The following is a 13782-nucleotide window of genomic DNA, read 5'->3' on the forward strand; positions in this document are numbered from 1 at the left end:
ACCTTGTACGCCGATTTGGCGGATCAACGACAAGAGAGGTAGATCATGAAGCACTGGATCATAGCCGCATGCTGCGTGCTGGGCCTTGCCGGCTGCGCCAGCGACTACATCATTGCCACCAACGATGGACAGATGCTCGACAGCCGCGACAAGCCCAGGCTGGACGATGACACCGGCCTGCTCGAATACAAGGATGAGGAAGGGCGCACCAAGCAGATTCCGCAGTCGCATGTCCGGCAGATCATCCAGCGCTGACGCTATCTGTCCGCCTTACATTCATGAGACCTGCCTGCCGCTGTTGTTCGGCCTGAAACGGGCCACTGGCGGGCAGAGCTTTCCATCCCTTGGCATAGCCCTTGCCTGACTTCATTCACGCCTTGTTACGCTCAACGAACTTTCCTGCTGGCAACCGCTTCACCGAAGGCGGACGCCCGAGTGAGTCGGTCTGAGCGCATCGACACGCACCAGGATGAAGCCATGATGAACAATTCCCGTTACCCGCTGCCCCCAAAAGAGGCGGCAGCCCACCCACTGCGCATCCTGCTGATCAATGACACCGCAAAAAAAATCGGTCGCCTGAAAAGCGCCCTGCTGAAGGCGGGCTTCGCGGTTATCGACGAGCCGGGGTCGAGTCTCAATCTGCCTGAGCGTGTGGCGGCAGTACGCCCCGATGTGGTGTTGATCGACAGCGAATCCCCGGGGCGCGACGTGCTGGAGCACATCGTCCAGATCACCCGCGAGCAGCCCCGGCCGATTGTCATGTTCACCGACGAGCACGATCCGGACGTAATGCGCCGCGCCATCCGCTCCGGGGTCAGTGCCTATATCGTCGAAGGTATCCAGGCCGAGCGCCTGCAACCCATTCTTGATGTGGCCATGGTCCGGTTTGAGAGCGAACAGGCATTGCGGGCCGAATTACAGGCTCGCGAGGCGCAACTGGCAGAACGCAAGCGTATCGAGTTGGCCAAAGGCCTGCTGATGAAGATGAAGCAGTGCAATGAAGAAGAGGCCTATACCCTGATGCGTCGCCAAGCCATGGGGCGGCAGCAGAAGCTGATCCAGGTGGCCGAACAGGTCATCGCCATGAGCGAACTGCTGGGTTCCGAGGGCTAACCCCTGGAGCTTCGATCCCTTCACCCTGCCTCGGGCATCCAGAACCAAACAGCCTGCTCAGGAGTCTGCCACTGAAGGGAAAACCACTTTTCCCGGAGGCGCGCATGTCCTCTTATCGCCTGTTTCTGTCCAGTCTGCTTGTTCTGAGCCTCAGTGCCTGCAGCGAACACGCTTTGCTACCTGTCGAAGCAGGCTACGGACCCAATCCTGCGCTGCCCGAACCCAACAAGACACTGATTCCAACCGTCAACGTGGCCACCGCCGTGGGCTGGCCGGAGAATGGCCGGCCTTCACCCGCTGCTGGCCTTGTCGTACACGCTTTCGCGAGGGGTTTGGATCATCCCCGCTGGCTGTATGTACTGCCCAATGGCGATGTCCTGGTGGCGGAGACCAACGCGCCGCCCAAGCCCGAGAAAAAGAAAAGCATCAAGTCCTGGTTCACCGACAAGGCAATGGAACGAGCCGGCGCCGGCGTCCCCAGTGCCAACCGGATCAGTCTGCTGCGCGACAGCGATCGGGATGGCGTAGCCGATGTGCAGACGCCTTTTCTGGAGAATCTCAACTCGCCCTTCGGCATGGCGCTGGTCGGCGATCAGCTGTACGTGGCCAACACGGACGCGGTGGTACGCTTTCCCTATCGTGCAGGCCAGACCCGCATAAATGTGCAGGGCGAGAAAGTGATGGACCTGCCAGGCGGACCGATCAACCATCACTGGACCAAGAATCTGATCGCCAGCCCGGACGGTCGCAAGCTCTATGTCACCAGCGGCTCCAACAGCAATGTGGGCGAAAACGACCTGGAAAACGAAGCAGGTCGGGCGGCAATCTGGGAGCACGACCTTGCCACGGGGCAGTCGCGTATTTTTGCGTCGGGCCTGCGCAACCCCAACGGCCTTGATTGGGAGCCGCGCACGGGCGCGCTGTGGACGGCCGTGAACGAGCGCGATGAGATCGGCAGTGATCTGGTGCCTGACTACGTCACCTCGGTGCAGGACGGCGGTTTTTATGGTTGGCCTTACAGTTACTACGGCCAGAACGTTGATAAGCGCGTCAAACCTGCGCGCCCGGATCTGGTGGCCAAAGCGCTGGTACCGGATTACGCCCTCGGCGCCCACACCGCCTCGCTGGGTATCAGCTTCGCCGAAGGTAGCGCCCTGCCCCGCTTCAGCGAAGGACTGTTTGTGGCCCAGCACGGGTCCTGGAACCGCAAACCCCACAGCGGCTATAAAGTGATTTTCATCCCCTTCGCCGATGGCAAGCCCAACGGCCAGCCTATCGATGTACTGACCGGTTTCCTCAACGAGAAACAAGAAGCCATGGGGCGGCCGGTGGATGTACTCCTCGACAGCCAAGGCGCGCTGCTGGTCACTGATGATGTTGGCAATACAGTGTGGCGGGTCAGCTTAGAGACCCGCACACCCTCCAGCCCCTGAGTGCATATAGGTTAAACAACGACGGAGGCGGAGCTTGCGGCCAGTCGCCTCTTCGGCGTATGTTCTGCGCCTGGCCAGCGCACTGGCCAACGTCGCTCGGACGGTTCCGGGCGCTTACGTACTCCGAGGAAAGCATGTCTGACAAGGCACCGCGCCGCTTTGCGCGCATCGATCGTCTCCCCCCTTATGTATTCAACATCACCGCCGAATTGAAGATGGCCGCCCGCCGCCGTGGCGAGGACATCATCGACTTCAGCATGGGTAACCCGGACGGCGCCACGCCACCGCACATCGTGGAAAAAATGGTCCAGGTCGCCCAGCGCGAGGACACCCACGGTTACTCCACCTCCCGCGGGATTCCACGCCTGCGCCGCGCCATCTCGCACTGGTACGGGGATCGCTACGATGTCGAGATCGACCCGGAAAGCGAAGCCATTGTCACCATCGGCTCCAAGGAAGGCCTGGCGCACCTGATGCTGGCAACTCTGGACCAGGGCGACACCGTGCTGGTGCCCAACCCCAGTTATCCGATCCACATCTACGGCGCGGTGATTGCTGGCGCCCAGGTGCGCTCGGTGCCGCTGATCCCAGGCGTGGATTTCTTCGCCGAATTGGAGCGGGCGATCCGCGAGTCGATTCCCAAGCCGAAGATGATCATCATCGGCTTTCCCTCCAACCCCACGGCCCAGTGCGTGGAATTGGATTTCTTCGAACGCGTGGTGGCGCTGGCCAAGCAGTACGACATTCTTGTGGTGCACGACCTGGCCTACGCCGACATCGTCTACGACGGCTGGAAGGCCCCGTCGATCATGCAGGTGCCCGGCGCCAAGGATGTCGCCGTGGAGTTCTTCACCCTGTCCAAGAGCTACAACATGGCGGGCTGGCGCATCGGCTTCATGGTCGGCAACCCCGAGCTGGTCAGCGCGCTGGCGCGCATCAAGAGCTACCACGACTACGGCACCTTCACCCCCCTGCAAGTCGCCGCCATCGCGGCTCTGGAAGGCGACCAGCAATGCGTGCGCGACATTGCCGAGCAGTACAAGCAACGGCGCGATGTGATCGTCAAAGGCCTGCACGAAGCCGGCTGGATGGTCGAGAACCCTAAGGCCTCGATGTATATCTGGGCAAAGATTCCTGAACCTTATGCTCACCTGGGCTCGCTGGAGTTCGCCAAGAAGCTGCTGGCTGAAGCCAAGGTGTCGGTCTCGCCGGGGATCGGCTTTGGCGACTATGGTGACGACCATGTGCGCTTCGCCTTGATCGAGAATCAGGATCGCATCCGCCAGGCAGTGCGTGGCATCAAGGCGATGTTCCGCGCTGATGGCCTGGTTACCCCTCCCGCCAAGGCCCGCAAAGCCGAGGCCTGATTCTCATCTGCCTGAACTGTGGGGCCGGCCCCACAAGTTAGCTAAGCCACCGCAGCCGAGAGCGGCCTCGAACCTGTGAGTCGCTCGCCGGCATGCGCTGCTCTGGCGCAAGGCGCCTTCTGCGCCGCACAACCACAAGGCATTTACCTGCCCCCACTCACAAAGAAAATCTCAACCCTTTGTTTTAAAAGCTTTTTATAAGAAAAGAAAAATTGGCAAGCCCTTTGCTTTATGGAACATAACTTCGCATAGCACGCCAACGGCGGCGGGCTGCGCTTCACGAACAACGGCGTTCGTCAGACCGACCTCTTTGGAGGAACCGTCTGGCACGCCGTTTTTTATTGCCCGGAGTAAAGGAGCCACACCCATGAGCGAGCGAAATTCGGATATTCCGCTGGACAGCAACCGTCGCCACTTTCTCAAACAGTCCATTGCGATTGCCGGCGTCACCGGCCTTAGCCTCGCCGCCCCCGGTTTTTTGCGCAGCAGTGCCTGGGCCGCCGGCTCGGATGCGCCAGAGAAGACCGACCTAAAGATCGGCTTTATCCCGCTCACTGACTGCGCTTCGGTGGTGGTGGCCGCCACCCAGGGTTTCGGCAGTAAATACGGGCTGACTATCATCCCGAGCAAGGAAGCGTCTTGGGCCGGGGTGCGCGACAAGCTCAACACCGGCGAACTGGATGCCGCCCATGTGCTGTACGGGATGATGTACGGCGCCCAGTTGGGCGTGGCTGGCCCGCAACGAGACATGGCCGTGCTCATGGGACTGAACCAGAACGGCCAGGGCATCACGCTCTCTAGGCAACTGCGCGACGCCGGCGTCACCACTGGCGAGCAACTGGCCGCCCATGTCAAACAATCCTCCACGCCGCTGACCTTCGCCCAGACCTTTCCCACCGGCACGCATGCCATGTGGCTGTATTACTGGCTCGCCGCCCACGGCATCAACCCGCTGAGCGATGTGAAAACCATCACCGTGCCGCCGCCGCAGATGGTGGCCAACATGCGGGTCGGCAACATGGACGGCTTCTGTGTTGGCGAGCCCTGGGGCGCGCGAGCCATCTTCGACAAGGTCGGTTTTACCGCAGCCACCAGCCAGCAGATCTGGCCGGATCACCCGGAAAAAGTGCTCGGCACCACGCGCTCTTTTATCGAGCGATACCCCAATACCGCCCGCGCACTGGTCATGTCCTTGCTGGAAGCCAGCCAGTTCATTGATGCCAGCGTGGAGAACCGCAAAAGCACGGCCAGGCTGATCGCCGGCAAGGCCTATGTGAACGCGCCGGTGGACGTGATCGAGCAGCGCTTCCTCGGCAATTACGAGGACGGCCTGGGCAAGAGCTGGCAGGACCCGCACGCCATGGTTTTCTGCCGTGAAGGCAGCGTCAACTTCCCCTATCACTCCGACGGCATGTGGTTTCTTACCCAGTTCCGCCGCTGGGGTCTGATCAAAGAGGAGCCGGACTACGCTGCCGTGGCCGCAGGCATTAACCAGACCGCGCTGTACCGCGAGGCGGCCAGCGCGCTCAACCTGCCTGTACCGGATAGCGTGATGCGCAGCAGCACGCTGATCGACGGCAAGCGCTGGGATGGCAGCAACCCGGCGGCCTACGTCCAGTCGTTTGCCGTCAAAGCCTGACATTTAGGAGAGTCACCATGAATGCTTCCGTGACGCCCCCCCTGCAAACGCCCAGCGCGCAGTTGCCGACCAGAACGCTGGCCACTCTACTGCGCCCGCTGTTCAAGGCCTGCGTGCCGCCGCTCCTGGGGATTGCGCTGTTTCTATTCGTCTGGTCGCTGATTGCAGCGAAAAGCACAGGACTACCAGGACCGCTGAGCACCGGGCAGGCGGCGCTGCTGTTGTTTGCCGACCCCTTCTACGACAACGGCCCCAACGACATGGGTATCGGCTGGAACATTCTCAACTCGCTGGGTCGGGTCGGGGTCGGTTTCGGCTTGGCGGCGCTGATCGGCATCCCGCTGGGCTTCGCCATCGGCCGTTTCGCCTTCCTGGCCAGCATGCTGTCACCCATCATCAGCCTGCTGCGCCCAGTCTCGCCGCTGGTCTGGCTGCCCATTGGCCTGCTGGTCTTCGAGGCGGCCGGGCCGGCGTCCATCTGGGTGATCTTCATCAGCGCGATCTGGCCGATCATCCTCAACACCGCCGCCGGCGTGGCCAGCGTGCCGCAGGATTACCTGAACGTGGCGCGGGTGCTCAAGCTCTCCGAGTTCAAGGTGCTTACCCGCATCCTGTTCCCCGCCGTACTGCCGCACCTGATGACTGGCATTCGCCTGGCCATCGGCGTCGCCTGGCTAGTGATCGTTGCGGCGGAAATGCTCACCGGCGGCATCGGTCTGGGCTTCTGGGTGTGGGACGAATGGAACAACCTCAACGTCGAGCACATTCTGATCGCCATCATCATCGTCGGCCTGGTTGGCCTAGTACTGGAACAGAGTCTTGTGTGGCTGGCCAAGCGTTTCGATTACGCGAGCTGATTGTTAGGCCAGCACGCTGGCCGTCACCCCCAAAACGACATTTACCTACGGCCTGAACCCCGGGTGGACAACCGTTGTGTGTTGTCCGCCAAACGTACACAGCAGGCAGGAGCTTTGTGATGGAAAAATTCGTTGAGCTGACCCGAGTCAGCAAGCACTTCGATACCCGCAAAGGCCGCTTTCAGGCCCTCAGCGACGTCAACCTGAGCATCGCCCAGGGCGAATTCGTTTCGCTGATTGGCCACTCCGGCTGCGGCAAGTCCACCGTCCTCAACCTCATCGCCGGCCTGCTGGATGCCAGCGAGGGCGGACTGATTTGCAATGGCCGGGAAATCGACGGTCCAGGACCGGAGCGTGGCGTGGTATTCCAGAACCACAGCCTGCTGCCCTGGATGACCTGCTTCGCCAATGTCTACCTGGCGGTGGAGAAGGTGTTCGCTCAGGAAAGCAAAGCTCAGCGCACCGCGCGCACCGAGGCGGCGCTGCATATGGTCGGCCTGGATCACGCTAAGCACAAATACCCCAGCGAGATCTCCGGCGGCATGAAACAGCGCGTCGGCATCGCCCGCGCACTGGCCATGGAGCCCAAGGTGCTGCTCATGGACGAGCCGTTCGGCGCCCTGGACGCCCTGACCCGCGCCCACCTGCAGGATGAGCTGCTGCGCATCGTTACCGCCACCCGCAGCACGGTGGTGATGGTGACCCATGACGTTGACGAGGCAGTGCTGCTCTCCGACCGTATCGTGATGATGAGCAACGGCCCGGCCGCCACAATCGGTGACATCGTCAGGGTCGAACTGGCGCGACCGCGAAACCGTCTGGCACTGGCCAACGATACCCAGTACCACCGCTACCGCAGCGCGGTGCTGGAATTCCTCTATCAGCGCCAGCAGCGACCGGCAGCGTGATCTCCATGTGTTCAGGGCCTGTGCAATACAGGCCTGTTTCTTATTAAAGAAACGTTCTCTCCCGCCGATTATCCCTCCACGCAGACAAGAAACGATGCACCTGTGTCAAGCAATCCGTGCGAGTTTCTGCCCTGCCACCTCAGCGCAATCAGCATTCGGTCACAGAGCGTCGCTTTTGACCGCCATTGAATGCCCGAAAGCGCTCTTGCCAACTTGCGGGGAGCATGGCTCCCGAGACACAGGAATTTCCATGCATCGCCCAATTCCCTATCGCCTGCGTGCCGATACCCTGTTCTGGATGCTGAGCTGGTTAGCGCTGGCAGTGCACCTGACTACTTTTTTTGAAGCTTCGACCACGCCTGGCTTGATGTTTTATCAGTTCGTGCTGATTGGCACCTACGCATTGATGTTCCTCTTCCCCTCGTGGTTGCTGAGTCGCCTGAGCCGCTGGTTGCCCCGCGGTGGGCAATTCACAGTGCAGATCGTGATGACGACGTTGGTGCAGCTGTTGGTTTATACCGATGGCCTGCTATGGACCCTGTACGGCTTCCATTTAAATGGCTTCGTCTGGAACATCATTACCACGCCAGGCGGTATTGCCGCGCTGGGCTCTTCGGAGTCCAGCTATTTCGGCTTCGCCATGATTGGCTTCGGCTTTCTCCTCAGCCAGACAGTATTGCGCCTGCTGGCCAGCGCCGTGCTCCGTTTCGCTCCCCGCCTGCGCCTGCCGCGCATGGCCTGGGTGTTGTCGCTGTTCTTCATCATGACCTTGGGTGATCGATTCAGTTATGCCGTGAGCCAGTTCTATGGCTACACCCCGTTGCTAGAAACGGCGCAACGCGTACCTTTCTATCAGCCGCTGACCATGAGCCGATTCCTGGATGAAACGCTGGGGCTGGACCGTCCGCAAAGCCTGAAAATCGAAAACGCCACCCTCAAGGGCCAACTGGCCTACCCGCAGGCACCTCTATACATCCAGCCGCCGGAAAAACCGCTGAACCTGGTCTGGCTGGTGTCCGAGTCCTGGCGTGCCGACACCCTCAATGCCCATGTCATGCCCCAAACGACGGCCTTCTCCGAACACGCGCTGCGCTATCAGAACCACTTTTCCGGCGGCAACGGCACACGCATGGGGCTGTTCAGTCAGTTCTACGGTCTACCGGCCAACCTCTGGTTCCCGGTGCTCAACGCGCGAATCGGTAGCCCAGTGATCGACGTGCTGCAGCAGCAGGACTATCAGATCCGTCTGTTCACCAGCGCCAAGTTCACCTATCCGGAATTCGACAAGACCCTGTTCGTCCGCGTCCCACCGGAGCAGATGCAAGCGTTCGACAGCGCCCCCACCTGGCAGCGCGATCGCAAGAACGTTGGCGACCTGCTGGACTTCATCGACCAGCGCGACCCGAACAAACCGTTCATGACGTTCATGTTCTTCGAGTCGCCCCACGCCAATTACAATTTCCCGCCCGAGTCGGTGATCGAACCGGATTACCTGCCAGATTTCAGCTACGCCAGTATGGATCTTGAGCGTGATATCGAAGGCATTCGCAAGCGCTACCTGAACGCCGTGCATCACTTGGACGGCCAGATCGCCCGGGTACTCGACCACCTGAAGGCCAAGGACCTGATGAACGACACGCTGATCGTGATCACCGGCGATCATGGCGAGGAGTTTATGGAGCACGGCCGCTGGGGCCACAATTCCACCTTCTCCGATGAGCAGATCCGCGTACCGATGGTGCTCTGGGTGCCCGGTCGGGAAGCCCAGCAAGAAAGCCTGCGCACCAGCCATGTCGACCTGTTGCCAACTCTGTTGCCGTTGCTCGGCGTGCAGAATCCGGGACGCGATTACAGCATCGGCCACAGCCTGTTCGAACCCAAGGCCAACCGTACGCTGATCGCCGGCGACTGGGATCGTTTGGCCTTTATTGATGAACACCACAAGGTCGTAGTGCCCTTCGCCAATGGCAACTTCACCGCCATGCAGGCCAGCCAAGCCAATGACAATGCTCTGCCTAATCCGATGCAGGTCGTGCAACAGCTCTTGCCCGTGATTCGCACGGAGCTGCAAGGCTTCCGCCGTTTCATGGCGCACTAAGCCTGAGGCCGGTACACCTTCGTGCACCGGCCTGCTTTCCTGACCCGAACACCGCCTCGCGTACACCGCCCAGCGAACGCGCACCCATGCGGGCAACCCGCACTATTGCGGTGCAGCTCCAGCGGACCCAGCGCTCCTGAAAAGCTCCTGCATCGGCCGTTTGACCAGTTGGCACAACCCCTGCTTTATCCCCACTGACAGACATCGCGCTCGGCCCTCAACGACGACAGCCAGCGCTTCCCGAATGAATTGGGGAACAGGACAAAGGCGTCCTTGCCGGATAACCGGCGGGACGCCTTTTTTGTTTTTCGGCTTCGGCCTCCGTGACGGAGAAGCAGGATGAAAAAACTCAAGCTGGTGTTGGTGGGCAACGGCATGGCCGGAGTGCGCACACTGGAGGAGTTGCTCAAGCTCACTAAAGATCTTTATGACATCACCGTGTTCGGCGCCGAGCCGCACCCCAATTACAACCGCATCCTCCTGTCGCCGGTCTTGGCAGGCGAACAGACCTTCGAGGAAATTGTCCTCAACGACCTCGACTGGTATGCACAGCACAACATCCGCCTGCTGCTTGGCCGCACGGCGGTGAAGATCGACCGTCACCGGCGCACAGTGATTGCCGACGACGGCAGCGAGGTTGAATACGATCGCCTGCTGCTCGCCACCGGCTCCACCCCGTTTATCCTGCCGGTGCCGGGACACCGACTGAACGGCGTGATCGGCTACCGCGACATTGCCGACACCCGCACAATGCTGGACACCGCCAAGAGCTACCGTCACGCCGTGATCATCGGCGGCGGCCTGCTCGGCCTGGAAGCCGCCAACGGTCTCAAGCAACGGGGCATGGACGTCACCGTGGTGCACCTGGGCGACTGGCTGCTGGAGCGTCAGCTCGACCGTACTGCCGGCAAGTTGCTGCAGAGCGCAATGGAATCACGCGGCATCCGCTTTCGTCTAAGCGCCGTCACCGACGAGTTGCTCGACAACGGTGACGGCCGCGTCTGCGCTGTCCGCTTCAAGGGCGGCGAGGTGGTTCCTGCCGACCTGGTGGTCATGGCCGCCGGCATTCGCCCGAATGCCGCTCTGGCAGAAAGCGCTGGCCTGCCCTGCAACCGCGGCATCCTGGTCAACGACACGATGCAGACTTACGACCCGCGCATCTACGCAGTCGGCGAGTGTGCCAACCATCGCGGCACCACCTATGGCCTGGTGGCGCCGCTATTCGAGCAGGCCAAGGTCTGCGCCAACCATCTGGCTCAGTTCGGCATTGGCCTATACAAGGGCTCGGTCACCTCCACCAAGCTCAAGGTCACCGGCATCGACCTGTTCTCGGCTGGAGACTTCATGGGTGCTGAAGGCACCGAAACCATCATCCTTTCCGACCCTCTCGGCGGCGTATACAAAAAACTGGTGATCAAGGACAACATACTGGTTGGCGCCTGCCTGTATGGCGACACCGCTGACGGCGGCTGGTATTTCCGCCAGGTGCGCGAACGGAGCGATATCAGCCAGATACGCGATTACTTGATGTTCGGCCAAAGCTGCTTCGGCGACGGGGCCTATCGGGACCCGCACAGTCCCGCTAGCTCGCCTCAGGTCATGCACCCAAACACCGCGGCCGACTGCGCATGAACCCGCCGCCAATCCTGGAATCGAGTGTCGTGCCTACCCAGCCCACTATCACCGCTTCGACCTGTTGCTACTGTGGTGTCGGCTGCGGCGTGCTTATCGAACACGACGGCGAGCGTATCCTCGGCGTACAAGGCGACCCCGACCATCCGGCCAATTTCGGCCGGCTTTGCAGCAAGGGCGCGTCCCTGCACCTGACCGGCGATGTCGACGCCCGCGCCCTGTACCCTGAGCTGCGCCTGGGTAAAACCCTGGCCCGCAGCCGCACCAACTGGGACACCGCACTGGACCACGCAGCCACGGTGTTCGCGGACACTATCACCGCGCACGGCCCGGACAGCGTGGCCTTCTACATTTCCGGCCAGTTGCTGACCGAGGACTACTACGCCTTCAACAAACTGGCCCGCGCCCTGGTGCACACCAACAACATCGACAGCAATTCGCGGCTGTGCATGTCCAGCGCAGTGGTGGGCTACAAGCGCAGTCTGGGCGCCGATGCCCCGCCCTGCTCCTACGAGGACATCGAACAAAGCGACTGCCTGCTGATTGTCGGCAGCAACATGGCCTACGCCCACCCGGTGTTGTTCCGCCGTCTGGAAGCCGCCAAAGCGGCACGCCCACAGATGCGCATCATCGTGGTCGACCCGCGGCGCACCGACACCTGCGAACTGGCCGACCTGCACCTGGCCATCCTGCCCGGTACCGATGTCGCATTGTTCCACGGCCTGCTGCACCTGTTGCTGTGGGAAGGCTGGATCGACCGAGCCTATATCGATGCGCACACCCAGGGCTTCGATGAGCTCAAGCAACTGGTGCGTGACTATTCGCCAGCCAGCGTCGCCGGGCTATGCGGCATCAGCCTCGAGGAACTGCAACACTGCGCCCGCCTGATTAGCAGTGCACCCACCTTCTTGAGCCTGTGGTGCATGGGCCTGAACCAATCCACCGCCGGCAGCGCCAAAAACAGCGCGCTGATCAACCTGCACCTGGCCACCGGGCAAATTGGCAAACCTGGCGCCGGCCCCTTTTCCCTGACCGGCCAGCCGAACGCCATGGGCGGCCGTGAAACCGGCAGCCTGAGCAACCTGCTGCCCGGCCATCGCGAAGCAGGCAACCCTGAACACCGTGCCGAAGTCGCGGCCTATTGGGGCGTGGAGCAATTGCCGGTAACCAGCGGTCTTTCCGCCGTGGAGCTGTTCGACGCGGTACATGACGGACGCATCAAGGCGCTGTGGATCGCCTGCACCAACCCGGCGCAGTCGCTGCCGGACCAACAAAAAATTCATGAGGCGCTGAGTCGTTGTCCCTGCGTGGTGGTGCAGGACGCCTTCGCCACGACAGAAACCTGCAGCTTCGCCGATTTGTTACTCCCCGCCGCCAGTTGGGGTGAAAAAGACGGCACCGTGACCAACTCGGAACGGCGCATTAGCCGGGTACGCCGCGCCGTCACGCCACCCGGCGAGGCGCGCGCGGACTGGTCCATCATCTGCGATTTCGCCCGCCGTCTGGAGCAGCGCCTACGGCCTGGCCGGCCGAGCCTGTTCGACTTTACTAGCCCCGAAGCGCTGTTCGAGGAGTACAAGGGCCTCACTGCTGGCCGCGACCTGGATTATTCCGGCCTCAGCCACGCTGTGCTGGAACAACTGGGCCCGCAGCAATGGCCGTTTCCGCCTGGCGCCCGCCAGGGCACGCCGCGCCTGTACCTCGACGGGCGCTTTTCTACCGCAGATGGCCGCGCGCGCTTTATCGCCGAGCCTTACCGGGCCGCGAAAGAACTACGCGACGCCCGTTATCCGCTGCTCCTCAATACCGGTCGCCTGCGGGATCAGTGGCACGGCATGAGCCGTACCGGCACCGCCGCGCAGCTGTTTGGCCACGCGCCAGACGCGGTGCTCGGCCTGCATCCTGATGATTTGCGCCAACGCCAGCTGCGGCACGGCGATCTGGTGCGGCTGCGCAGCCGGCGCGGCAGCCTGATCCTGCCGGTTCACGCCGACGAAGCGCTGCTCCCCGGCCAGGCCTGGCTGCCCATGCATTGGGGCAACCGCTTTCTCAAAGGCCTGGGTATTAACGTGCTGACCCAGCCCGCTTTCGACCCGCTGTCCAAGCAGCCGGAGCTTAAAATCAGTGCCGTTGACGTAGAAAAAGTGGAGCTGCCTTGGCAGTTGTTTGTCCTGATCGAAGGCGATGTGCAGCGCCATTTCAACGAGTTACGCCCGTTATTTGAAAACTTCGCCTACGCCAACCTGAGCCTGGCGGGGCGCGATCGCCCGGCATTGCGGATCAAGGCCGCCCACTCACGGGCGCCTGATGCCGAGTGGCTGGCACGTATCGATAGGTTGCTCGGCCTGCACGAAGGAGCGGTCCTGGCCTACGACGACCCGCACCGCACAGTGGGCAAGCGCCTGCGCATTGAGGACGATCGCATCGTCGCCCTGCGCCTGGCCGGCGAAACCCTGGCCCGTGACTGGCTGCAAAGCCTATGGGAAGAAGGCCGGTTTGACACCGAACTGCGCCGCTGGCTGCTGGCCCCGCTTTCTGCGCAACCCGGCGGCGACACCAAACCCAGCAAGACCCTGTGCAATTGCCTGAACGTCAGCGAAAACAGTGTCTGCGCCGGCATAGCCAGGGGGCTCGATCTCAGCGGCCTGAAACACGAACTCAAATGCGGTACCAGTTGTGGCTCTTGCGTGCCTGAGATCCGGCGATTGCTGGCAAGTCGGCCGATGGCTGTTTGA

At 61.7% G+C, this 13782-nt stretch carries 9 protein-coding genes and 1 pseudogene; all 10 read left to right on the plus strand.

Annotated features, from left to right (window positions below; translation table 11 throughout):
* Positions 1–45: 45 nt before the first annotated feature.
* Entirely contained in the window at positions 46–255 is a 210-nt protein-coding gene (locus ACTV8E_RS11925) for a YgdI/YgdR family lipoprotein (protein ID WP_251836214.1), read from the plus strand.
* 225 nt (positions 256–480) lie between these two features.
* Positions 481–1113 (plus strand): ANTAR domain-containing response regulator, encoded by a 633-nt coding sequence (locus ACTV8E_RS11930; protein ID WP_443199694.1) that lies wholly within the window; start codon positions 481–483, stop codon positions 1111–1113.
* A 104-nt stretch (positions 1114–1217) separates the two neighbouring features.
* Positions 1218–2546, plus strand: coding sequence for a PQQ-dependent sugar dehydrogenase (locus ACTV8E_RS11935; protein ID WP_443199643.1), 1329 nt, complete (start codon positions 1218–1220; stop codon positions 2544–2546).
* Between the two features lie 134 nt (positions 2547–2680).
* Positions 2681–3913 carry an alanine transaminase gene (gene alaC, locus ACTV8E_RS11940; RefSeq protein ID WP_273535005.1) on the plus strand — a complete coding sequence of 411 codons (1233 nt, stop codon included), beginning with the start codon at positions 2681–2683 and terminating at the stop codon, positions 3911–3913.
* A gap of 367 nt (positions 3914–4280) precedes the next feature.
* Complete coding sequence (locus tag ACTV8E_RS11945; RefSeq protein ID WP_443199644.1) at positions 4281–5552, plus strand: CmpA/NrtA family ABC transporter substrate-binding protein; 1272 nt, start codon at positions 4281–4283, stop codon at positions 5550–5552.
* A 17-nt stretch (positions 5553–5569) separates the two neighbouring features.
* Positions 5570–6409, plus strand: coding sequence for a nitrate ABC transporter permease (gene ntrB, locus ACTV8E_RS11950; protein ID WP_443199645.1), 840 nt, complete (start codon positions 5570–5572; stop codon positions 6407–6409).
* Positions 6410–6528: 119 nt separating this feature from the next.
* Entirely contained in the window at positions 6529–7317 is a 789-nt protein-coding gene (locus ACTV8E_RS11955; protein ID WP_443199646.1) for an ABC transporter ATP-binding protein, read from the plus strand.
* A gap of 250 nt (positions 7318–7567) precedes the next feature.
* Positions 7568–9415 (plus strand): sulfatase-like hydrolase/transferase, encoded by a 1848-nt coding sequence (locus ACTV8E_RS11960; protein ID WP_443199647.1) that lies wholly within the window; start codon positions 7568–7570, stop codon positions 9413–9415.
* A 339-nt stretch (positions 9416–9754) separates the two neighbouring features.
* Positions 9755–11008: pseudogene (locus ACTV8E_RS11965) on the plus strand (NAD(P)/FAD-dependent oxidoreductase); the annotation flags it as partial.
* 35 nt (positions 11009–11043) lie between these two features.
* A complete protein-coding gene (locus tag ACTV8E_RS11970; protein ID WP_443199648.1) occupies positions 11044–13782 on the plus strand; it encodes a nitrate reductase in 2739 nt (912 codons plus the stop codon).

The organism is Pseudomonas sp. B392_1p (genome assembly GCF_052245235.1).
Taxonomy (GTDB): Bacteria; Pseudomonadota; Gammaproteobacteria; order Pseudomonadales; family Pseudomonadaceae; genus Serpens; species Serpens gallinarum.

What these genes read in the sequence shown, in the direction of transcription:
- ACTV8E_RS11925 (WP_251836214.1), top strand. Translation starts at nt 46, where the DNA reads ATGAAGCACTGGATCATAGCCGCATGCTGCGTGCTGGGCCTTGCCGGC.
- ACTV8E_RS11930 (WP_443199694.1), top strand. Translation starts at nt 481, where the DNA reads ATGAACAATTCCCGTTACCCGCTGCCCCCAAAAGAGGCGGCAGCCCAC.
- ACTV8E_RS11935 (WP_443199643.1), top strand. Translation starts at nt 1,218, where the DNA reads ATGTCCTCTTATCGCCTGTTTCTGTCCAGTCTGCTTGTTCTGAGCCTC.
- alaC (WP_273535005.1), top strand. Translation starts at nt 2,681, where the DNA reads ATGTCTGACAAGGCACCGCGCCGCTTTGCGCGCATCGATCGTCTCCCC.
- ACTV8E_RS11945 (WP_443199644.1), top strand. Translation starts at nt 4,281, where the DNA reads ATGAGCGAGCGAAATTCGGATATTCCGCTGGACAGCAACCGTCGCCAC.
- ntrB (WP_443199645.1), top strand. Translation starts at nt 5,570, where the DNA reads ATGAATGCTTCCGTGACGCCCCCCCTGCAAACGCCCAGCGCGCAGTTG.
- ACTV8E_RS11955 (WP_443199646.1), top strand. Translation starts at nt 6,529, where the DNA reads ATGGAAAAATTCGTTGAGCTGACCCGAGTCAGCAAGCACTTCGATACC.
- ACTV8E_RS11960 (WP_443199647.1), top strand. Translation starts at nt 7,568, where the DNA reads ATGCATCGCCCAATTCCCTATCGCCTGCGTGCCGATACCCTGTTCTGG.
- ACTV8E_RS11970 (WP_443199648.1), top strand. Translation starts at nt 11,044, where the DNA reads ATGAACCCGCCGCCAATCCTGGAATCGAGTGTCGTGCCTACCCAGCCC.